This is a genomic window from Enterobacter chuandaensis, from assembly GCF_039718975.1.
GTDB classification, from domain to species: Bacteria; Pseudomonadota; Gammaproteobacteria; order Enterobacterales; family Enterobacteriaceae; genus Enterobacter; species Enterobacter chuandaensis.
This window is the reverse complement of record NZ_CP097173.1, coordinates 948277-968894: the sequence shown is the minus strand read 5'-3', so window position 1 is coordinate 968894 and position 20618 is coordinate 948277. Positions and strand designations below refer to the sequence as shown.

Here is a 20618-nt window from a genome sequence, read left to right as displayed (position 1 = left end):
TATTCATTTTTCGTCTTGCGACGTTAAGAATCCATGTCACTTTGAGTGCCCACACAGATTGTCTGATAAATTGTTAAAGAGCAGTTGCAACGCGGCTTTCAGCTCACCGTTGCGAGGTGGCGTATATTACGCTTTCCTCTTTCAGAGTCAACCCGTTATTTCAGGATTTTTTCTCTTCAACCGAACCGGCTGTTTGTGAAGTGATTCACATCCGCCGTGTCGATGGAGGCGCATTATAGGGAGCTGCCGAGGAATGACAAGCGGAAATATACATTTTTATTTCGACCGCTCACCTTTTCGCCAAAAAGGCTATTTCTGATGCTTTTTTATCTCTTTTGGCAGCTCTGCCAGACTATTAATCACCCAATCCGCTGCACTTTCTGCTTCTGGCGTTACGGGCTTACCGGTACGCACTAATATTTTGGTACCCACTCCCGCCGCTGCGGCCGCCTGCATATCTTCCAGCTTATCGCCCACCATATAGGAAGCTGCCATATCAATGTGCAAGAACTCCTGCGCAGAGTTAAACATACCCGGATGCGGTTTACGGCAGTCACAGGTCTGACGATATTCTTCTACCGTTCCCTGCGGGTGGTGCGGGCAATAGTAAATGCCATCAAGATCGACACCGCGATCGGCCAGCGACCAGTCCATCCACTCCGTCAGCGTCTCAAACTGCGCTTCGGTGAACTTACCACGCGCGATACCGGACTGGTTCGTTACGACCACCAGCGCATAGCCCATCTCTTTTAGCTGGCGCATTGCCTCTATAACGCCATCGATAAATTCAAACTCATCGATCTCATGCACATAACCGTGATCCACATTAATAGTGCCATCACGGTCGAGAAAAATTGCGGGTACTGATTTTGCCACCGGTTTGCTCCTGAAAAAGGCCTGTTGAGCTAGTATCTCATGAATCGCAGCGCAATAAAGTGCTCATCGTACAGAGTTGGATTGATTTAGACGTCTGGATGCCTTAACATCCGTTTTGTTTACGGTCATCACCCGTATCTGGCAGAAGAAAATGCCACGGCTAACTTACATACGATAAAAATAATCTAATGATTAAACTTTCCAATATCACCAAAGTGTTCCAGCAGGGGAACCGAACCATTCAGGCACTGAACAACGTCAGCCTGCATGTTCCTGTTGGTCAAATTTATGGCGTCATTGGCGCATCGGGTGCAGGTAAAAGTACGCTGATCCGTTGTGTTAACCTGCTTGAGCGCCCAACCCAGGGCAGCGTAGAAGTTGGCGGCCAGGAACTTACCGCCCTTTCAGAGAAAGAACTCACCAAAGCACGTCGTCAGATTGGCATGATCTTCCAGCACTTTAACCTGCTGGCCTCCCGCACGGTGTTCGGCAACGTTGCCTTACCGCTGGAGCTGGATAACACGCCGAAAGAAGAAGTGAAGCGTCGCGTTACCGAGCTGCTTGACCTCGTGGGTCTGGGTGATAAGCATGATAGCTACCCGGCGAACCTGTCCGGTGGGCAGAAGCAGCGTGTCGCTATTGCCCGCGCGCTGGCAAGCAACCCAAAAGTACTGCTGTGCGACGAAGCCACCAGCGCATTAGATCCGGCCACCACGCGTTCGATTCTGGAACTGCTGAAAGACATTAACCGTCGCCTGGGCCTGACGATCCTCCTTATTACGCACGAGATGGACGTAGTGAAACGCATCTGCGACTGCGTGGCGGTCATCAGCAACGGCGAGCTGATCGAGCAGGACACGGTGAGTGAAGTGTTCTCTCACCCGAAAACCCCGCTGGCACAGCAGTTTATTCAGTCCACGCTGCATCTGGATATTCCAGAAGATTATCTGGAACGTTTGAAAACTGAACCTACGGCAGACAGCGTCCCGATGCTGCGCATGGAGTTTACCGGTCAGTCCGTAGATGCTCCTCTGCTTTCCGAAACCGCGCGTCGCTTTAACGTGAACAACAACATCATCAGCGCGCAGATGGATTACGCCGGTGGCGTGAAGTTCGGCATCATGCTGACGGAAATGCACGGCACCCAAGAAGAAACCCAGGCAGCAATCGCCTGGCTGCAAGAACATCATGTAAAAGTAGAGGTACTGGGTTATGTCTGAGCCGATGATGTGGCTACTGGTTCGCGGCGTTTGGGAAACGCTGGCAATGACCTTCGTGTCGGGTTTCTTTGGTTTTGTGATTGGTCTTCCGGTTGGCGTGCTGCTGTACGTGACGCGTCCGGGTCAAATCATTGAGAACGCAAAGCTCTACCGTACGCTCTCCGCGCTGGTGAATATCTTCCGTTCTATCCCGTTTATTATTCTGCTGGTGTGGATGATTCCGTTTACCCGCGTGATCGTCGGAACATCTATCGGTCTGCAGGCGGCCATCGTTCCGCTGACCGTAGGCGCTGCGCCGTTTATCGCCCGTATGGTGGAAAACGCCCTGCTGGAGATCCCAACCGGATTGATTGAAGCTTCTCGTGCAATGGGTGCAACCCCTATGCAGATCGTGCGCAAAGTCCTGCTTCCTGAAGCGCTGCCAGGTCTGGTGAATGCGGCAACCATCACGCTCATCACGCTGGTCGGTTATTCCGCAATGGGTGGTGCAGTTGGCGCTGGCGGTTTAGGGCAGATTGGTTACCAGTACGGCTATATTGGATATAACGCTACCGTGATGAATACCGTTCTGGTATTGCTGGTTGTGCTGGTTTACTTAATCCAGTTCTCTGGCGATCGCATCGTCCGGGCTGTTACTCACAAATAACGTTACACACAACACAAACTCGACGAGTTAAGGATAAAACATGGCGTTTAAATTAAAGACCTTTGCTGCAGTTGGCGCGCTAATTGGCTCTCTGGCACTGGTGGGTTGCGGTCAGGACGAAAAAGATCCAAACCATATTAAAGTGGGTGTTATCGTAGGTGCAGAACAGCAGGTTGCTGAAGTTGCTCAGAAAGTGGCGAAAGAAAAATACGGTCTGGACGTTGAGCTGGTGACCTTCAATGATTACGTTCTGCCGAACGAAGCGCTGAGCAAAGGCGACATCGACGCTAACGCTTTCCAGCATAAGCCATACCTGGATCAGCAGATCAAAGATCGCGGCTATAAGCTGGTTGGCGTGGGTAACACCTTCGTTTACCCAATTGCCGGCTACTCCAAGAAAATTAAATCACTGGACGAACTGCAGCCGGGCTCTCAGGTAGCCGTGCCTAACGATCCAACCAACCTCGGACGTTCCCTGCTGCTGCTGCAGAAAGTGGGTCTGATCAAACTGAAAGACGGTGTTGGCCTGTTGCCGACCGTTCTGGATGTCACCGAGAACCCGAAAAATCTGAAAATTGTTGAACTGGAAGCACCGCAGCTGCCGCGTTCTCTGGACGATGCGCAGATTGCCCTGGCGGTGATCAACACCACCTACGCCAGCCAGATTGGCCTGACGCCAGCGAAAGACGGTATCTTCGTTGAAGATAAAGACTCCCCGTACGTTAACTTGATCGTGACTCGCGAAGATAACAAAGACGCGGAAAACGTGAAGAAGTTCGTTCAGGCCTATCAGTCAGACGAAGTTTACCAGGAAGCCAACAAAGTGTTTAACGGCGGCGCGGTTAAAGGCTGGTAATCTCACCTCAGTGTAATATCATCAGGACGGGCTTATGCCCGTCTTGTCATTTGTGCAGTCACCTGATTCAATATCTGACGTTTTGATTATCCATTGAGGAAATATTATGCGTGCTTTACCGATCTGTCTTTTAGCACTCATGCTGAGCGGCTGTTCTATGCTAAGCAGATCTCCTGTTGAACCCGTTCAAAGCACGGCAACCCCGCCAAAAACAGAGCCTGCAAAACCGAAAGTGACGCGCCCTGCGCCGGTTCGCATTATCACGAAAGCAGACGAACTCGTCGGCAAACCGTTCCGTGAACTGGGTGAAGTGAGCGGCGAATCCTGTCAGGCAACCAATCAGGACTCTCCTCCGAATATCCCGACCGCGCGCAAACGCATGCAGATTAACGCCGCAAAAATGAAAGCTAACGCGGTGCTGCTGCATAGTTGCGAAGTCACCAGCGGCACGCCGGGCTGCTACCGTCAGGCGGTTTGCATCGGTTCTGCGCTGAACATCACGGCGAAATGAGTGCATTTCAGTTTGAGCAGATAGGGGTTATCCACTCTCCGTATAAAGAGAAGTTCGCCGTGCCCCGCCAGCCCGGTCTGGTCACTAGCGGCAGCGGCGAGCTTCATCTTATCGCGCCTTACAATCAGGCCGATGCGGTACGCGGGCTCGAGTTTTTCAGTCACTTATGGGTGGTATTTGTCTTTCACCAGACAATGGAAGGCGGCTGGCGTCCCACCGTACGTCCCCCGCGCCTGGGTGGAAATGCGAGAATGGGCGTGTTTGCGACTCGCTCAACCTTCCGGCCAAACCCGATCGGGATGTCGCTGGTTGAACTGAAAGGCATACGTTGCCAGAAAGAACAGGTCATACTCGAACTGGGCAGCCTGGATCTGGTCGACGGCACGCCGGTCATCGACATCAAACCCTATTTGCCCTTCGCTGAAGCCCTTCCGGACGCGCGCGCAAGCTACGCTCAGGACGCACCACGGGCGGACATGCCTGTTTCGTTTACGCCTGAGATCGCCTCGCAGCTCATTCAGCTGGAGAAACGCTATCCTCGCTTACGGAATTTCATCACCGAAGTGCTGGCACAGGATCCCCGTCCGGCCTACCGTAAAGAAGAAGAAGCAGGAAAAACGTACGCCGTCTGGCTGCTGGATTTTAATGTTCGCTGGCGCGTCACCGGGGAAGGTTTTGAAGTGTTTGCCCTTGAACCCAGGTAATTTTGTTCTCCTCTCTTTTGGCATCTTTGCCACACTGGTAAACTAAACCACTTTTTTTGTGTCAGGCTGGCGTTTCAGCCTGTTCCAATCGTCGAAATGGAACCGTAACAACATGCGTACTAGCCAATATCTGCTCTCCACTCTGAAGGAGACGCCTGCCGACGCCGAAGTGATCAGCCATCAGCTGATGCTGCGCGCCGGGATGATCCGCAAGCTGGCCTCCGGGTTATACACCTGGCTGCCGACCGGCGTGCGCGTCCTGAAAAAAGTCGAAAACATCGTGCGTGAAGAGATGAACAACGCCGGTGCTATCGAGGTGTCCATGCCTGTGGTTCAGCCCGCTGACCTGTGGCAGGAGAGTGGCCGTTGGGAGCAATATGGCCCAGAACTGCTGCGCTTCGTCGATCGCGGCGAGCGTCCGTTCGTTCTCGGTCCAACGCATGAAGAAGTCATTACCGACCTGATTCGCAATGAGCTGAGCTCTTACAAACAACTACCGCTGAACTTCTTCCAGATCCAGACCAAGTTCCGCGATGAAGTTCGCCCGCGTTTCGGCGTGATGCGCTCTCGTGAATTCCTGATGAAAGATGCCTACTCTTTCCATACGTCACAGGAATCCCTGCAAGAGACCTACGACAAAATGTACGAGGCATACAGCAAAATCTTCTCCCGCATGGGTCTGGATTTCCGCGCTGTGCAGGCTGATACCGGCTCCATCGGCGGTAGCGCGTCCCATGAATTCCAGGTACTGGCACAGAGCGGCGAAGACGATGTGATCTTCTCTGACTCATCAGACTACGCGGCGAATATCGAATTTGCAGAAGCGCTGGCACCAAAAGAACCACGCGGCTCGGCAACGCAAGAGATGACGCTGGTTGATACGCCAAACGCGAAAACCATTGCCGAGCTGGTTGAGCAGTTCAACCTGCCAGTCGAAAAAACCGTTAAAACGCTGCTGGTGAAATCCACCGAAGGTAGCGCTTACCCGCTGGTTGCCCTGCTGGTGCGTGGCGATCACGAGCTGAACGAAGTGAAAGCCGAGAAGCTGCCGCAGGTAGCCAGCCCGCTGACGTTCGCCACGGAAGCGGAAATCCGCGCCGTCGTGAATGCCGGCCCAGGCTCTCTTGGTCCGGTGAATATGCCGGTGCCTGTTGTTATTGACCGCACGGTTGCGGCAATGAGCGACTTCTCCGCGGGTGCTAACATCGACGGTAAACATTACTTCGGCATCAACTGGGATCGCGACGTGGCGACGCCAGAAGTGGCTGACATCCGTAACGTGGTTGCCGGCGATCCAAGCCCGGACGGCCAGGGTACCCTGATGATTAAGCGCGGTATCGAAGTCGGTCACATCTTCCAGCTGGGTGATAAATACTCTCGCGCGCTGAACGCCGCCGTTCAGGGTGAAGATGGCCGTAACCAGATCCTGACCATGGGCTGCTACGGTATCGGGGTGACGCGCGTGGTGGCTGCGGCCATCGAGCAGAACTACGACGAGCGCGGCATCGTCTGGCCGGACAACATCGCGCCGTTCCAGGTGGCTATTCTGCCAATGAACATGCACAAGTCTTACCGCGTGCAGGAGCTGGCCGAGAAACTGTACGCTGAGCTGCGCGCTCAGGGTATTGAAGTGCTGATGGATGACCGTAAAGAGCGTCCGGGCGTGATGTTTGCCGATATGGAACTGATCGGTATTCCGCACACCGTCGTCATCGGCGACCGTAACCTCGACAGCGATGAGATTGAATATAAATACCGTCGCAGCGGCGAAAAACAGATGATCAAGACTGGCGACATTCTTGATTACCTGGTAAAAGCCATCAAAGGCTAAAAACAAAAAACCCCGCTCCGGCGGGGTTTTTTAATGGCTCAACGTCAATTTATTTACTGTTACAGTCTTTACCCGCGACAAACTTCGCGTCTTTGTCTGCCACCAGCGTTTTCACCATCTCGCCACTATCCGGGTTTGGCTCCAGCGTAAAGTGACCATCAACCGTCAGCAATACCGGCTTGCTGTCATTGCCGCGTGCCACAGCGTAATCACGTTCAAGCTGCGCATTGTTAGCCACGCTGACCTTCTTGCCGGTGGCGCAGTCGGTAAATATCGCCGCATCCGCCATATAGAAGTACATCCCCCGCATTGCCATCGGCGTTGCAGGCAGGGCCGCTTTCACCGGGGCCAGCGTGTAGTTAAACTGGGATTGAATAGGGTTACCGTCGCGGTCGAGCATCTCCATGTTCTCGCCTTTAGGGCGGAACCAGGTTTTCTCACCGGTGGTATCCGTCAGGACCAGCTTCTCTGCCGTACGCGCCCATGTCCCGTAAGTTGCAAATGAAGAGGGTTCTTTCGCGCCCTGATAGCGCTGGTTCATCACCCAGGTAACGTCTTTTTGCAGGAACAGTGACGTTTCAATGCCTTCGCAGTCCGCGCAAGGCAATACGCCGCGCCAGCTCTGCTGCATTGGCTTTAATTCTTCGTTCTGTGCTGGCTGCATAACCTGCGTTTCAGAACGGTTGTTACACCCGAAGAGCGCAAACAGTGTACTGACTGCCAGCGCTGATAATAATGCTTTTTTCACAATACATTCCTTATGAAAAAGTGTGTCCCTTTCGTCACGCTACGGATGACGGACTTTGCCGCGCAGCGCCTTAACGGTGGATTTTTGCGCCTTCGATGACAAACGACGTTCTTTTGATGCTCGCGTCGGACGCGTTGCTCGCCGGCTTTTTTGCACTGCAGTTAATTCTTTTATGACCGCCACCAGTCTGGAAAGTGCCGCTTCCCGGTTTAACTCCTGGCTACGGTACTCCTGCGCTTTAATCACAATGACGCCATCGCTGCTGATCAGATGATGGCTGGCGGCAAGGAGGCTCTCTTTATAATACTCTGGCAGGCTTGATGCCCGAATGTCAAAACGCAAATGGATAGCCGTGGATGCTTTATTAACGTGCTGCCCACCCGCACCCTGAGCACGGATGGCGGTGATCTCCAGCTCGTTATCAGGAATGCTGACGTTTCGGGACAAAACAATCATGATGCGGGCTGCCAGGCCGCCAGATGGATTTCCAGATTATTCTGAGAATCAGAGAGCCAGATGGCACCGTCCTGAATCGTTGCCTGCAGCGCCATCGTCCGGCTGGCAAACTCGCTCAGCTGCGCCAGCTGTTCATCATCCAGATACCAGACGGCGAGATTTTTAAACTGCGCGCATTTATTCTTATTTTGCTGCCACCAGATCTCTGCCGCGCGCTGGTTATAGGCGAACAACGCCACTTCCGCAGACTGAGTACACGCCTTTTTAATCCTGCGCTCGTCCGGCAGGCCGAGCTCGATCCATAGATCGATCCCCAGATGGTCGTTGCGCAGCCAGGCTTCAGGTTCGTCTTCTGCGCTTAACCCACGGGTAAACTGCAGACGTTCGTCGGCATACTTAATCCACGCCAGCAGGCGCAGCATCATCCGCTCCTGGGTTTCAGAGGGGTGGCGTGCCAGCGTAAGCGACGCGTCCAGAAACTGGTTGCGATCCAGATCGGCCACATTGACCACTGCTTTATAAATTGTCGCTTTCAGCGCCATGAGAGAACTCCATTCGAATCAGGGGGTCATTGTAGCGAAAACTGCGGCAAAAGGCTGTTACGGGGTGTTAAATACCCCACTATCAAGGCGCTGATATTGCTTAAATGAGTATGGTATAGTCACCTTGCTAAACCGAGTTTATCTTCGTAGGCTTAATGATATCTCACAGTAAGTCAGTGCGCTGGCGGGAGGGGATGTGAATAATTATTGTGAGTTAATTCGCAAACGGTATGCGGAAATCGCCAGCGGAGATCTGGGGTATGTCCCGGACGCGTTGGGCTGTGTATTGAAAGTGCTTAATGAAGTGGCCTCTGATGAGAGCCTTTCAGAGTCGGTCAGGGAAAAAGCAGCGTATGCTGCGGCGAATTTACTGGTGAGCGATTATGTCGATGAATGATACTTATCAACCCATCAATTGTGATGATTATGACAACCTCGAACTCGCCTGCCAGCATCATTTAATACTGACGCTGGAGCTAAAAGATGGCGAAGTGTTGAAGGCGAAAGCCAGCGATCTGGTTTCACGTAAGAATGTGGAATACCTGATAGTTGAAGACGCCGGTGCGACGCGTGAGCTGCGTCTGGACAAAATAGCCAGCTTCAGCCACCCGCAAATCGGCACCGTCGTGGTGAGCGAATCCTGATGACACTAACGGGCAGCCTGGCTGCCCGTTACGCTTTCTGCCACGCAAAACGGACCCCCTCTTCTGTCCATCCCTCTTCCGTGATGAAAACGCCTGCCGCAGCGATAAGCGTTTCACCGTAGAACAACAGTGGCGTGGTGTCGCGCAGCCACGGCGGCACGTTACACTCCTGCCAAATTTTCTTCAGCTTCCGTCCCCCGTTGCGCCCGACGATATGCAGCATGCCGCCAGCCTTAAAGCGCACGGTGACCGGTTCACCGGGCTTCGGCAGCCGCACATGACCAGACGGAATGAGAGAGACGCGCCCTGCCTCACAGGGCAAAATCAGCGGTGCGTCAGGAGAAAGCCAGTCGAGCACCACATCGGTCAGTGAGGGCGTGGATTTTATCCACCACAGTTCGCCTCTATAGCGTCTTACCTCAAACCCATGCAGGTATACGCAGGGGGAAGCGTCTGCCCGCGACTGCGCCACTTCGTCCCAGATACGGCTAAGCATCGCCCGCGACGGCATCGCAGCATGATGAGAGGCCAGCCAGCGTCGTAACAGCGCGGCACGACGTACCGGGCTCATCGCCTCCAGCGGCGCGATCGCCAGCGCCCCGTCTTCAGAAATCAGTTCAGCCAGCTCTTCACTGAGCAACTCATCAAGCAACGTTTCCTGTTCGGCACACAGCATGGCGCTTCTTGCCGTCGCGTCGGCAAAATGCGGCCAGCGCTCGCTCAACAGCGGGAGGACGCGCAGACGCAGGAAGTTACGGTCGTAGCTGTCATCCTGGTTGCTCTCATCTTCGATCCAGCTCAGCTGGTGTTCTCGCGCCCAGGCTTCCAGTGAGGCACGCGTCTCGCCAAGCAGCGGACGCAATAATTGCGTTCCGGCAAAATCAGAACACGCCGGCATGGCGGAAAGCCCCGCAGGCCCGCTGCCCCGCTTAAGCGCCAGCAAAAATGTTTCGCACTGATCGTCCAGATGCTGCGCCGTGACCAGCGCTTCTCCAGTACGTAATGCTCCGGCAAACGCGGCATAGCGGGCTTTACGCGCCTGCGCCTCAATACCCAATCCTTCATCAGCAAGCGTGACGCGCTCAACGATGAGCGGGATCGCCCAGGCCGCACACAAGGCTTCACAGTGCGTTACCCACTCTTCTGCATGAGGGCTTAGTCCGTGGTGGATGTGTATCGCCCGAAGCTGGACGTCAGGGTCCCGATCGCGCCAGAGCTTAAGGCGATGCAGCAACACGGTGGAATCCAGGCCACCGCTAAACCCCACCAGCAGCTGGCGGTACGATGAAACGGCTTGTGCGATAGCGGGTAAGGTCATAGGAAATTACACATAAAAAATGCCCGAACTGAGCGGGCATTATCACACAGGACAAACATTACTGCTGGTAAAGCTCCAGCGGCAGGCCGTCCGGGTCGTTGAAAAAGGTAAAACGCTTGTCAGTGAACGGGTCGATACGAATGGGTTCGCACGTCACGCCGTGAGTTTCCAGATGTTTTACTGCGCTGTCCAGGTCATCAACGCTGAAGGCAAGATGGCGCAGGCCGCAGGCTTCCGGGCGTGACGGGCGCGCAGGCGGAAAGGGAAAGGAGAACAGTTCAATTACATATTGTCCGTTTAACGCCAGGTCACCTTTCCAGGAGTCGCGCTCCTCGCGGTAGGCCTCGCTCAACAGCGTGAAGCCAAGGATATCGCAGTAGAAGGCCTTACTTTTCGCGTAATCAGTGGCAATGATCGCAATATGATGAACAGCTTTTAAACCCAGCATAGCTTCTCCTTTTTATGATGCCTGAAACGTTACAACCGAAAACCCGCACCTGGCAAGCGGTCATCTTTATTTTAGGACTCGCACCCAGTACACGCCGTTTTCATCTCGCTTCGCACCGTGGATATCCGTTTCGAAGCCAGGATAATGACGTCCTACCGAACAGAGCATCAGCAGGAAATCGAGCACCGCCCGGCTCTCCTCGGTGATCATCTCACCCGGCATCAGCAGCGGCACACCTGGCGGATACGGCAGGATCATGTTGGCCGACACGCGTCCAACCAAATTTTCCAGCTCAACGGTTTCAACGTCACCTTTCACCTGCCGCTGCCAGGCCTTGTGCGGCGTCAGCTTCATTTCAGGCAGAACATCAAACGCCTGGAGCATCAGGCGCGGCAGATCGTGCTGGCGGATCAGCCTGTGGATCCCCTGCGCCAGCTCCTGAATGCGCATGTTGCGATAGAAGTCAGGATCTTCCGCGTAGAGATCCGGAAGCATGTTCTTCACCCGCAGGTTCAGATCGTAGGCGCGCTTAAACTCCATCAGCCCGCGCAGCAGCCCCATTGCCCGGGTTTTATCGATTCCGATACTGAACAGGAACAGCAAATTATAAGGGCCGGTCTTCTCCACCACCACGCCGCGCTCGTCAAGGAACTTCGCTACCAGCGCGGCGGGGATCCCTTCGTCGCCCATCACGCCCTGCTCGTCCATGCCCGGCGTCAGGATCGTCACCTTAACCGGATCGAGGAACATGTGGTCCGCATCGGCATCCCGAAAACCGTGCCAGCTCTCCCCCGGCGCGACTGGCCAGCACTCCGCCTCGTCAATCTCTTCCGGCTGCCAGATATCAAAGAACCAGCCCTCCGCCTCATCTTTTAACCGCTGAACCTCTTTACGGAAATGCAGCGCGCGTTCCACCGAGCGGTTAATCAGGCGTTTACCCGGATTGCCGCGGAGCATCGCCGCCGCCGTCTCGATAGAGGCCACCAGCGGATAGCTCGGAGAGGTGGTGGTGTGCATCATAAAGGCTTCGTCGAAGGTATCCTCGTCGTACTCGCCTTTGATGTGAATAAGCGAGGCCTGCGAAAACGCGGCCAGCATTTTGTGCGTCGATTGCGTTTCGAAGAACACTTTGCCCGGCACGCGCTCGCCGCTCATCCCACTTTTTCCCGAATAAATCGGGTGGAAGTTGGTATAAGGCACCCACGCGGAATCAAAGTGGATCGACGGCACGTCCAGCGTCTGCTTAATCCAGTTGGTGTTGTAAAGCAGGCCATCATAGGTGGAGTTCGTGATCACCGCGTGAACAGGCCAGCTGGCTTCAGGGATCGCCGATACCTTATTTTCAATGGCTTGATGCGTGAACTCCCGGCGCGGAATGCCGCCGAGGATACCGAGCGCGTTACGCGTGGGTGATAGCCAGATCGGGACGACGTCGCTCATCATCAGCAGGTGCGCCAGCGATTTATGACAGTTACGGTCGATCAGCAATGTGCTTCCGGCAGGCGTGGCGTACATGCCGACAATTTTATTTGAGGTCGAGGTGCCATTAGTCACCATATAGCTCTGCTCAGCACCAAAGGTACGGGCGATGTACTCTTCGGCCTCCAGATGCGGGCCGGTGTGGTCGAGCAGAGAACCCAGCTCAGTGACCGAAATCGAGACGTCTGCCTTTAGCGTGTTGCCGCCAAAGAAATCATAGAACAGGCAGCCCACCGGGCTTTTTTGATAGGCCGTCCCGGCCATATGCCCGGGCGTACAGAAGGTGTATTTTCCCTCTTTCACATAGGTGAACAGCGCGCGGGTGAAGGGCGGCGTGATGTTATCCAGATATTCGCGCGTGTACTGCTGGATCCGGGTCGCAATATCTTCTGCCACGCCAAGAGAGTACTCAAAGAACCACAGCGCCATACGCATATCATGGGCGCTGACGTCCATGGTCGAGTGGGTATTGATAAACGCGTACAGCGGGAGATATTCATTCAGCTTGTTGATGTCGCTGCACAGTTCGAGATCATACTCGTCCCAGTCGAAGATCACGCCGCAGATACGCGGGTTGTGCTCGATAAACTTCAGCAGGTCGGCACTGTTGTGCGGCCAGATTAGCTGATATCCGCGCGACTGCAGGGCTTGCTCCAGCTCCTTAATCGGCTCATCTTTATAAAAGACGCCGTGTGGTCCCATAATGGCAATGATATTCACGGGCTTCCTCCTTAAAAAACATTAGCTAAGCATAGCCAGGCTAAACCGCAGGTATAAAAAAAGCCGCAACAGTGTGCGGCTTTTCAGATAATTGTGAAGCTTACGCGTAACCGTAGGTCATCAGACGCTGGTAACGACGGTTGAGCAGGTCTTCTTTGCTCAGGACGTCCAGGTCCGCCAGGTCCGCCAGCAGCTGCGCCTTCAGGGACGCGGCCATCACTTCCGGCTTACGATGCGCGCCGCCCAGAGGTTCCGGGATAACGGTGTCGATCAGCTTCAGCTCTTTCAGACGTGGCGCAATGATGCCCATCGCTTCTGCAGCCAGCGGCGCTTTGTCGGCGCTTTTCCACAGAATGGACGCGCAACCTTCAGGCGAGATAACGGAATAGGTGCTGTACTGCAGCATATTCACTTTATCGCCCACGCCAATGGCCAGCGCACCGCCGGAACCACCTTCACCGATAACGGTACAGATGACCGGCACTTTCAGACGAGACATCTCACGCAGGTTGCGCGCGATGGCTTCAGACTGGCCGCGCTCTTCCGCGCCCACGCCTGGGTATGCACCCGGGGTGTCGATGAAGGTGATGATTGGCATGTTGAAACGCTCAGCCATCTCCATCAGACGCAGGGCTTTACGGTAGCCTTCTGGTGCTGGCATACCAAAGTTACGACGGATCTTCTCTTTGGTTTCACGGCCTTTCTGATGACCAATGATCATCACCGGGCGTCCGTCCAGACGCGCGATACCGCCGACGATAGCTTTGTCATCAGCGTATGCGCGATCGCCTGCCAGTTCGTCGAATTCATCAAACGCCAGGCGGACATAATCCAGGGTGTACGGACGCTGCGGATGACGCGCCAACTGGGCGATCTGCCATGCGCCGAGATCGGCAAAGATTTTGCGCGTCAGCTCTACGCTTTTTTCGCGCAGACGATGCACTTCTTCGTCGATGTTAATATCCAGTTTTTCATCCTGACGGCTTACCGCTGTCAGAGAATCGATTTTCGCTTCCAGCTCAGCAATCGGCTGTTCGAAATCAAGGAAATTCAGACTCATAGTATTCCTGTATTAGTCAAACTCCAGTTCCACCTGCTCCGAACCAATGAGGCCACGGAGATCGTTCAGTAAACGATCGCTCGGAGAGACACGCCACGTTGCACCAAAGCGCAACCGCGCACGTGCATCCGCCCTCTGATAGTAGAGATGTACTGGAATGGTCCCCGAGCGGTGGGGTTCCAGAGACTGACGGAGTCGGTTTAAAAGCTGGTCATCAATTTGCCTGTCCGTCAGCGAGATAGCAAGCCCGCGAGCATATTTTTCCCGGGCTTCGTCAATGTCCATCACTTCGCGGGCGGTCATTTTAAGCCCCCCGCTGAAGTCATCAAAGCTGACCTGTCCGCTGACGATAAGTATGCGGTCTTTTTCCAGCAATTGCTGGTATTTATCCAGCGCGTCGGTGAATAGCATCACCTCCAGACGCCCGGAACGGTCATCCAGCGTACAGATGCCGATACGATTGCCGCGCTTGGTGACCATTACCCTTGCAGCAATCACGAGCCCCGCAGCCGTGGTGATTTTACCACGATCTGTCGGATGCATGTCTTTTAGCCTGTTGCCTCCGACATAGCGCTCAATTTCTTTGATGTACTGGTTGATCGGGTGACCCGTCAGGTACAAGCCTAACGTTTCCCGTTCGCCATCCAGTACAACCTGTTCTGGCCAGGGCTGACAGTTAGAGTAAGACTGCTCAATCTGCTCTGGCTCTTCCGCCAGTACGCCAAACATATCCGCCTGGCCAATGGCTTCCGCTTTCGCGTGCTGATCGGCCGCTTTCAGCGCATCGCCGAGCGAGTTCATCAGCGCGGCGCGGTGCGGCCCCAGCCTGTCGAACGCGCCAGACATGATCAGCTTTTCCAGCACACGGCGGTTCAGTTTTTTGGTATCGGTGCGGGCGCAGAGATCGAAAAGCTCGCGGAAATACCCGCCGTTGTTACGCGCTTCGATGATCGCCTCGATCGGCCCCTCGCCCACGCCTTTGATCGCGCCGATCCCGTAGACGATCTCCCCGTCATCGTTGACGTGGAAATGGTAGAGCCCCGAGTTAATGTCCGGCGGCAGGATTTTCAGCCCCATACGCCAGCACTCGTCCACCAGGCCTACCACCTTCTCGGTGTTGTCCATATCGGCGGTCATAACCGCCGCCATAAACTCCGCGGGATAGTGCGCTTTCAGCCACAGCGTTTGATACGAAACCAAAGCATAGGCAGCGGAGTGGGATTTGTTAAATCCGTACCCGGCGAATTTCTCCACCAGGTCGAAGATTTTCATCGCCAGCTCGCCGTCAACGCCGTTTTTCTTCGCCCCGTCTTCAAAAATAGATCGCTGCTTGGCCATCTCTTCCGGCTTTTTCTTACCCATCGCACGACGCAGCATATCCGCGCCGCCAAGGGTATAGCCGGAAAGCACCTGGGCGATCTGCATAACCTGTTCCTGATACAGGATGATGCCGTAGGTCGGCTCCAGCACAGGCTTCAGGCTTTCGTGCTGCCACTGCACGTCCGGGTAGGAAATCTCTTCGCGCCCGTGCTTACGATCGATAAAGTTATCTACCATCCCTGACTGCAGCGGGCCCGGACGGAACAGGGCCACCAGTGCGATCATATCTTCGAAGCAGTCGGGCTGCAGACGTTTAATCAGATCTTTCATGCCACGGGATTCAAGCTGGAAGACAGCTGTTGTCTCCGAGCGCTGCAGCATGTCGAAACTTTTCTTGTCATCCAGCGGGATGGCCGCGATATCCAGCGGCGGCTCGCCGTTCTTCTCGCGGCGGGCGTTGATCATCTCCAGCGCCCAGTTGATGATAGTCAGCGTGCGCAGGCCGAGGAAGTCGAACTTCACCAGCCCGGCGTATTCCACGTCGTTTTTATCGAACTGGGTGACCGGATGCTGGCCCGCTTCGTCGCAGTACAGCGGCGCAAAGTCGGTAATTTTGGTTGGGGCGATAACGACGCCCCCCGCATGCTTACCGGCGTTACGCGTGACGCCTTCCAGCTTGCGCGCCATGTCGATCAGCGCTTTGACTTCTTCGTCAGCTTCGTAGATTTCCGGCAGCTGAGGTTCTGCTTCAAACGCTTTTGCCAGCGTCATGCCCGGATCGGGCGGCACCAGTTTAGAAATACGATCGACGAAACCGTACGGGTGGCCCAGCACGCGACCCACGTCGCGGATAACCGCTTTCGCCGCCATCGTACCGAAGGTAATAATCTGTGATACCGCGTCACGACCGTACATATCGGCCACGTGCTCGATCACCTGATCGCGTTTCTCCATACAGAAGTCGACGTCGAAGTCGGGCATGGAAACACGTTCCGGGTTAAGGAAACGTTCGAACAGCAGGTCGAATTCCAGCGGATCGAGGTCGGTAATTTTCAGCGCATAGGCCACCAGAGAACCTGCACCGGAGCCACGGCCCGGTCCGACCGGAACGCCGTTATCCTTCGACCACTGGATAAACTCCATTACGATCAGGAAGTAGCCCGGGAAGCCCATCTGGTTGATAACCTGGAGTTCAATATCCAGGCGCTCGTCATACTCAGGACGCTTCTCTTTGCGGACCGCTTCATCCGGGAAAAGGAATTCCAGGCGCTCTTCAAGACCCTCTTTCGACTTCATGACCAGGAAATCTTCCGTGGTCATGTCGCCGGTCGGGAACTGCGGCAGGAAGTATTCACCAAGGCGCACGGTCACGTTACAGCGCTTGGCGATCTCTACGCTGTTTTCCAGCGCTTCCGGGATGTCGGAGAAGAGCTCGCACATCTCCTCTTCGCTGCGCATATATTGCTGCGATGAGTAGTTACGCGGGCGTTTCGGATCGTCGAGGGTAAAGCCATCGTGGATCGCCACGCGAATTTCGTGGGCGTCAAAATCGCCCGACTCAAGGAAGCGCACGTCGTTGGTCGCCACCACGGGCAAGCCGCGCTCTTCTGCCAGCGCGACAGCAGCGTGCAGATAACTCTCTTCATCCTGGCGGCCGGTGCGAATCAGCTCCAGATAATAACGACTGGGGAAGTACTCTTCATAGAACGAGACGCACTGATCCACCAGCGCGCTGTTACCGCGCAGCAGCGATTTTCCGACATCGCCCATGCGACCACCGGAGATCAGCAGCAGCCCCTCGTTAAGCTCAGCCAGCCAGTCCCTGTCAATCCACGGGCCCAGCGCACCGTAACCGCGCTGATAGGCTTTTGAGATAAGCAGGGTAAGGTTTTGATAACCCGTGTTGTTCATGGCTAACACGGAGATTTGCGTCAGTTCATCGCCAATGAGATCGCTCTGCACGTGAAAATCCGCACCGACGATAGGCTTCATCCCCGCGCCATGCGCTGTTCCGTAGAACTTCACCAGGCCACACAGGTTGGTAAAATCGGTGATCGCCAGTGCAGGCATACCAAGCGCGGCCGCCTTTTTTACCAGCGGCCCGGTCTTCGCCAGCCCATCGATCATGGAGTAGTCGCTATGCACCCGCAGGTGTACGAAACGTGGTTCAGCCATCTTCAGATTCCGCGTTACTTAATTGCTTGCGTATTGATTCAGGACACCAGTCCCAGCGCGCGTTTCACCGGGCCAAAGCTGCGTCGGTGATGTTCAGTTGCGCCATGTTCAGCCAGCTTTTCCAGATGGAAAGCCGTTGGATACCCTTTATGCTGGGCGAAACCATACTGAGGGTAAGTGAGGTCCAGCGCGGCCATTTCGGCATCGCGTGTCACTTTGGCAATAATAGAAGCTGCACTGATCTCTGCGACCCGGCTATCACCTTTGACGACAGCCAGCGACGGCATCGGCAACGCCGGACAGCGGTTGCCGTCAATCAGAACATATTCCGGGGCAATTTTCAGGCCCGCTACCGCACGCTGCATCGCCAGCATCGTGGCATGCAAAATATTCAGTTCGTCTATTTCATGCGGTTCAGCGCGCCCCAGGCTCCAGGCCAGCGCCTTTTCCTGAATCTCACTGAACAGCGCCAGCCGGCGCTTTTCGGACAATTTTTTAGAGTCGTTCAGCCCGACGATCGGGCGAGCCGGATCGAGGATCACCGCAGCAGTCACCACGGCACCCACTAACGGGCCACGACCCACTTCATCCACCCCCGCCACAAGGCGAGTGTGAGGATAAACAAATTCCATCATTTTGCTAACTCCAGCACCGCATCGGCCGCTTGCTCATCAGCATTACAGCGGATCAGTTGATGCAGTTCGCGGAAGGTATCGTGCATCTGGTGGCTGGTTTTGCCGTTGGCGAGCAGCGGCAGCAGGGCATCCGCCAGCGCCTGCGGCTGGCACTCATCCTGCAACAGTTCTTTTACCAGCTCGCGTCCGGCCAGCAGGTTTGGCAGGGAGACATAATCCGTTTTCACCAGGCGTTTTGCCAGCCAGAAGGTAAACGGCTTCATGCGATAACCGACCACCATCGGGCATTTCGCCAGCATACACTCCAGCGCCGCCGTGCCGGAGGCCAGCAGTGCGGCATCGCTCGCGTACATGGCTTCCCGCCCTTTCCCGTCGAGAAGACGGACGTGAAGATCCGGGGCAACATCGGCTTTGATGCGCTCGAACTGCTCGCGGCGTTTGGCATTCACCAGCGGCACAACCACTTCAAGATCGGGCCAGGTCTCGCGAAGAATCTGCGCGGTTTTCAGAAAATCAGCGCTCAGCATCTCAACTTCTGCGCCACGGCTGCCCGGCAACAGTGCCAGACAGTGCGCATCATGCGGGATGCCCAGCACGTCGCGTGCCGCGTTTTTATCCGGATCCAGAGGCATGGCATCGGCCATGGTGTGACCGATAAAACGGCACGGAACATTAAATTTGTCGTAAAACGCTTTTTCGAAAGGCAGGAAAGCCAGCACAAGGTTGGTGGACCGTCCGATTTTGAAAACGCGTTTCTGTCGCCACGCCCACACGGACGGACTGACGTAGTGAATGGTTTTGATGCCCTGCTTTTTCAGATTCCCTTCGAGGGTAATGTTGAAATCAGGTGCGTCGATACCGACAAACACATCGGGTTTAAGCTCGGTAAAGCGGCGGGTGAGATCGGCACGAATATGCAGCAAACGGCGCAGGCGCCCCAGCACCTCGACAATGCCCATCACGGCCAGCTCTTCCATTTCATACCAGGCTTCACAGCCTTCGGCCTGCATCAGCGGGCCAGCAACGCCGACAAAGCGAGCATTGGGTACGCGCGCCTTAAGAGCCCGGATGAGACCTGCACCAAGAATATCGCCGGAGGTTTCTCCGGCGACCAGGGCTATCGTAAGCGGACGACTGTCGACCATTAACGAATCAGACCCCTTGTTGAACGGTCAAAGAATTCCATGAACGCGTTCACTTCAGGATGCTTATCCGCCAGCTCGGCAATTTCCGGCTTCGCCTCTTCCAGCGTTTTACCGCTACGGTACAGCAGCTTGTACGCGTTGCGGATAGCAGTAATCGCTTCGCGGCTAAAGCCACGACGCTTGAGGCCTTCGATGTTCACGCCAAACGGCGTGGCATGGTTGCCCTGCGCAATCACATACGGTGGGACGTCCTGCGCCACACCGGAGCATCCGCCGACCATCACATGTGCACCAATGATGCAGAACTGATGGACTGCGGTCATGCCGCCAATAATTGCGAAGTCATCAACCGATACGTGTCCTGCCAGCGTTGCGTTGTTGGCAAGAATACAGCGGTCACCCACGGTACAGTCGTGCGCGATATGCGCATTAACCATAAACAGGTTATCGCTGCCCACCTTCGTCAACCCACCACCCTGTACTGTTCCACGATGAATGGTGACGCTTTCGCGAATACGGTTACGATCGCCAATTTCCAGACGGGTCGACTCACCAGCATATTTCAGATCCTGGTTTACTTCACCGATGGAAGCGAACTGATAAATCTCGTTGTTGCAGCCAATGGTGGTATGACCATTCACGACAACGTGAGATTTCAGTACTGTACCCTCACCAATTTCGACATGGGGTCCAACAATACAGAACGGGCCAATGTGGACGTTAGCACCAATAATGGCACCGGTTTCCACAATAGCGGTAGGATGAATAAAGGCGGATTTATCAATCACGTATCAGGACTCCCGGCTACGAGCACACATCATCGTCGCTTCGCAAACAACTTTGCCGTCAACCAGCGCTACGCCTTTGAAGCGAGTCAGGCCACGACGCGTTTTTTCAAAAGTGACTTCCATGATCATCTGATCACCAGGCACGACAGGACGCTTAAAGCGCGCTTCATCAATACCTGCGAAGTAATACAGCTCACCTGGCTCCAGTTTACCAACGCTTTTAAACGCCAGAATACCGGTAGCCTGAGCCATCGCTTCCAGAATCAACACACCCGGGAAGATAGGTTTTCCCGGGAAGTGCCCCTGGAAGAACGGCTCGTTCACGGAAACATTTTTCACTGCGCGCAGAAAACGACCTTCTTCAAAATCCAGCACACGGTCTACCAGCAAAAACGGGTAGCGGTGCGGCAGAAGTTCTAAAATCTCTTCAATATGCAGAGTATGAGTGTCAGTAGTCAAAATACTCTTCCTGTCAAAATGTACTGATAACAATAAT

Annotated in this window: 21 protein-coding genes; 8 read left to right on the top strand and 13 right to left on the bottom strand. The window is 54.8% G+C overall.

What is annotated here, in order from left to right; all coding sequences use genetic code 11:
• Nucleotides 1-309 precede the first annotated feature (309 nt).
• On the bottom strand, nucleotides 310-876 hold the full coding sequence (gmhB, locus tag MX657_RS04690; RefSeq protein WP_028015601.1) for a D-glycero-beta-D-manno-heptose 1,7-bisphosphate 7-phosphatase: 567 nt from the start codon (nucleotides 874-876) through the stop codon (nucleotides 310-312).
• A gap of 188 nt (nucleotides 877-1064) precedes the next feature.
• Here gmhB and metN point away from each other — a divergent pair, with 188 nt between their 5' ends.
• The 6 genes from metN to proS all read left to right on the top strand — a co-directional run bounded on the left by metN (nucleotide 1065) and on the right by proS (nucleotide 6644).
• The gene (gene metN, locus MX657_RS04685) at nucleotides 1065-2096 is read left to right on the top strand and encodes a methionine ABC transporter ATP-binding protein MetN (protein WP_346807490.1); all 1032 of its coding nucleotides are present in this window, start codon (nucleotides 1065-1067) and stop codon (nucleotides 2094-2096) included.
• Nucleotides 2089-2742: a methionine ABC transporter permease MetI gene (locus MX657_RS04680; protein WP_003856130.1), complete on the top strand. Its 654-nt coding sequence runs from the start codon at nucleotides 2089-2091 to the stop codon at nucleotides 2740-2742. The genes metN and MX657_RS04680 overlap by 8 nt, the downstream gene beginning before the upstream one ends.
• 40 nt (nucleotides 2743-2782) lie before the next feature.
• A complete protein-coding gene (gene metQ / locus MX657_RS04675; RefSeq protein WP_014168729.1) occupies nucleotides 2783-3598 on the top strand; it encodes a methionine ABC transporter substrate-binding lipoprotein MetQ in 816 nt (271 codons plus the stop codon).
• Nucleotides 3599-3704: 106 nt separating this feature from the next.
• A complete protein-coding gene (gene rcsF, locus MX657_RS04670) occupies nucleotides 3705-4109 on the top strand; it encodes an Rcs stress response system protein RcsF (protein WP_080328767.1) in 405 nt (134 codons plus the stop codon).
• A complete protein-coding gene (gene tsaA, locus MX657_RS04665) occupies nucleotides 4106-4813 on the top strand; it encodes a tRNA (N6-threonylcarbamoyladenosine(37)-N6)-methyltransferase TrmO (RefSeq protein ID WP_346807484.1) in 708 nt (235 codons plus the stop codon). Before rcsF ends, tsaA begins: the two co-directional genes overlap by 4 nt.
• 112 nt (nucleotides 4814-4925) lie before the next feature.
• Nucleotides 4926-6644, top strand: a complete 1719-nt coding sequence (proS, locus tag MX657_RS04660; RefSeq protein WP_346807482.1) for a proline--tRNA ligase — start codon at nucleotides 4926-4928, stop codon at nucleotides 6642-6644.
• A 49-nt stretch (nucleotides 6645-6693) separates the two neighbouring features.
• Here proS and nlpE read toward each other — a convergent pair whose 3' ends face one another.
• Genes nlpE through MX657_RS04645 form a run of 3 tightly spaced genes read right to left on the bottom strand, consistent with a single transcriptional unit; the run spans nucleotide 6694 to nucleotide 8390 of the window.
• Nucleotides 6694-7392 carry an envelope stress response activation lipoprotein NlpE gene (nlpE, locus tag MX657_RS04655; protein WP_346807481.1) on the bottom strand — a complete coding sequence of 233 codons (699 nt, stop codon included), beginning with the start codon at nucleotides 7390-7392 and terminating at the stop codon, nucleotides 6694-6696.
• 39 nt (nucleotides 7393-7431) lie between these two features.
• A complete protein-coding gene (gene arfB, locus MX657_RS04650) occupies nucleotides 7432-7848 on the bottom strand; it encodes an alternative ribosome rescue aminoacyl-tRNA hydrolase ArfB (RefSeq protein WP_346807480.1) in 417 nt (138 codons plus the stop codon).
• The gene (locus MX657_RS04645; RefSeq protein WP_346807478.1) at nucleotides 7845-8390 is read right to left on the bottom strand and encodes a YaeQ family protein; all 546 of its coding nucleotides are present in this window, start codon (nucleotides 8388-8390) and stop codon (nucleotides 7845-7847) included. Before MX657_RS04645 ends, arfB begins: the two co-directional genes overlap by 4 nt.
• A 196-nt stretch (nucleotides 8391-8586) precedes the next feature.
• Here MX657_RS04645 and MX657_RS04640 point away from each other — a divergent pair, with 196 nt between their 5' ends.
• On the top strand, nucleotides 8587-8787 hold the full coding sequence (locus tag MX657_RS04640; RefSeq protein WP_008501889.1) for a YaeP family protein: 201 nt from the start codon (nucleotides 8587-8589) through the stop codon (nucleotides 8785-8787).
• Nucleotides 8774-9034, top strand: coding sequence for a Rho-binding antiterminator (gene rof, locus MX657_RS04635; protein WP_014830722.1), 261 nt, complete (start codon nucleotides 8774-8776; stop codon nucleotides 9032-9034). Before MX657_RS04640 ends, rof begins: the two co-directional genes overlap by 14 nt.
• Nucleotides 9035-9062: 28 nt before the next feature.
• Here the strand turns inward: rof and tilS are convergent, their stop codons facing one another.
• The 9 genes from tilS to fabZ form a co-directional block, all read right to left on the bottom strand.
• Nucleotides 9063-10352: a tRNA lysidine(34) synthetase TilS gene (gene tilS, locus MX657_RS04630; protein ID WP_217479557.1), complete on the bottom strand. Its 1290-nt coding sequence runs from the start codon at nucleotides 10350-10352 to the stop codon at nucleotides 9063-9065.
• Between the two features lie 58 nt (nucleotides 10353-10410).
• Nucleotides 10411-10800 (bottom strand): VOC family protein, encoded by a 390-nt coding sequence (locus tag MX657_RS04625; RefSeq protein ID WP_119915983.1) that lies wholly within the window; start codon nucleotides 10798-10800, stop codon nucleotides 10411-10413.
• A gap of 66 nt (nucleotides 10801-10866) precedes the next feature.
• A complete protein-coding gene (locus MX657_RS04620) occupies nucleotides 10867-12999 on the bottom strand; it encodes a lysine decarboxylase LdcC (RefSeq protein ID WP_346807474.1) in 2133 nt (710 codons plus the stop codon).
• A 100-nt stretch (nucleotides 13000-13099) separates the two neighbouring features.
• Nucleotides 13100-14059: an acetyl-CoA carboxylase carboxyl transferase subunit alpha gene (gene accA / locus MX657_RS04615; protein WP_013095666.1), complete on the bottom strand. Its 960-nt coding sequence runs from the start codon at nucleotides 14057-14059 to the stop codon at nucleotides 13100-13102.
• 12 nt (nucleotides 14060-14071) lie between these two features.
• Complete coding sequence (gene dnaE / locus MX657_RS04610; RefSeq protein ID WP_080328758.1) at nucleotides 14072-17554, bottom strand: DNA polymerase III subunit alpha; 3483 nt, start codon at nucleotides 17552-17554, stop codon at nucleotides 14072-14074.
• Between the two features lie 38 nt (nucleotides 17555-17592).
• The gene (gene rnhB / locus MX657_RS04605; protein ID WP_080328757.1) at nucleotides 17593-18189 is read right to left on the bottom strand and encodes a ribonuclease HII; all 597 of its coding nucleotides are present in this window, start codon (nucleotides 18187-18189) and stop codon (nucleotides 17593-17595) included.
• A complete protein-coding gene (gene lpxB, locus MX657_RS04600; RefSeq protein ID WP_119915987.1) occupies nucleotides 18186-19334 on the bottom strand; it encodes a lipid-A-disaccharide synthase in 1149 nt (382 codons plus the stop codon). Before lpxB ends, rnhB begins: the two co-directional genes overlap by 4 nt.
• The gene (gene lpxA, locus MX657_RS04595; RefSeq protein WP_080328755.1) at nucleotides 19334-20122 is read right to left on the bottom strand and encodes an acyl-ACP--UDP-N-acetylglucosamine O-acyltransferase; all 789 of its coding nucleotides are present in this window, start codon (nucleotides 20120-20122) and stop codon (nucleotides 19334-19336) included. The genes lpxB and lpxA overlap by 1 nt, the downstream gene beginning before the upstream one ends.
• A 3-nt stretch (nucleotides 20123-20125) precedes the next feature.
• Entirely contained in the window at nucleotides 20126-20581 is a 456-nt protein-coding gene (gene fabZ / locus MX657_RS04590) for a 3-hydroxyacyl-ACP dehydratase FabZ (RefSeq protein ID WP_010426706.1), read from the bottom strand.
• Between the last annotated feature and the right edge of the window lie 37 nt (nucleotides 20582-20618).

Excerpts from the sequence above, each read along its gene's own strand:
- MX657_RS04645 (WP_346807478.1), bottom strand. The coding sequence starts at position 8,390 with ATGGCGCTGAAAGCGACAATTTATAAAGCAGTGGTCAATGTGGCCGAT.
- proS (WP_346807482.1), top strand. The coding sequence starts at position 4,926 with ATGCGTACTAGCCAATATCTGCTCTCCACTCTGAAGGAGACGCCTGCC.
- lpxB (WP_119915987.1), bottom strand. The coding sequence starts at position 19,334 with ATGGTCGACAGTCGTCCGCTTACGATAGCCCTGGTCGCCGGAGAAACC.
- rnhB (WP_080328757.1), bottom strand. The coding sequence starts at position 18,189 with ATGATGGAATTTGTTTATCCTCACACTCGCCTTGTGGCGGGGGTGGAT.
- MX657_RS04625 (WP_119915983.1), bottom strand. The coding sequence starts at position 10,800 with ATGCTGGGTTTAAAAGCTGTTCATCATATTGCGATCATTGCCACTGAT.
- dnaE (WP_080328758.1), bottom strand. The coding sequence starts at position 17,554 with ATGGCTGAACCACGTTTCGTACACCTGCGGGTGCATAGCGACTACTCC.
- MX657_RS04680 (WP_003856130.1), top strand. The coding sequence starts at position 2,089 with ATGTCTGAGCCGATGATGTGGCTACTGGTTCGCGGCGTTTGGGAAACG.
- metN (WP_346807490.1), top strand. The coding sequence starts at position 1,065 with ATGATTAAACTTTCCAATATCACCAAAGTGTTCCAGCAGGGGAACCGA.
- arfB (WP_346807480.1), bottom strand. The coding sequence starts at position 7,848 with ATGATTGTTTTGTCCCGAAACGTCAGCATTCCTGATAACGAGCTGGAG.
- tsaA (WP_346807484.1), top strand. The coding sequence starts at position 4,106 with ATGAGTGCATTTCAGTTTGAGCAGATAGGGGTTATCCACTCTCCGTAT.
- rcsF (WP_080328767.1), top strand. The coding sequence starts at position 3,705 with ATGCGTGCTTTACCGATCTGTCTTTTAGCACTCATGCTGAGCGGCTGT.
- tilS (WP_217479557.1), bottom strand. The coding sequence starts at position 10,352 with ATGACCTTACCCGCTATCGCACAAGCCGTTTCATCGTACCGCCAGCTG.
- metQ (WP_014168729.1), top strand. The coding sequence starts at position 2,783 with ATGGCGTTTAAATTAAAGACCTTTGCTGCAGTTGGCGCGCTAATTGGC.
- rof (WP_014830722.1), top strand. The coding sequence starts at position 8,774 with ATGTCGATGAATGATACTTATCAACCCATCAATTGTGATGATTATGAC.
- accA (WP_013095666.1), bottom strand. The coding sequence starts at position 14,059 with ATGAGTCTGAATTTCCTTGATTTCGAACAGCCGATTGCTGAGCTGGAA.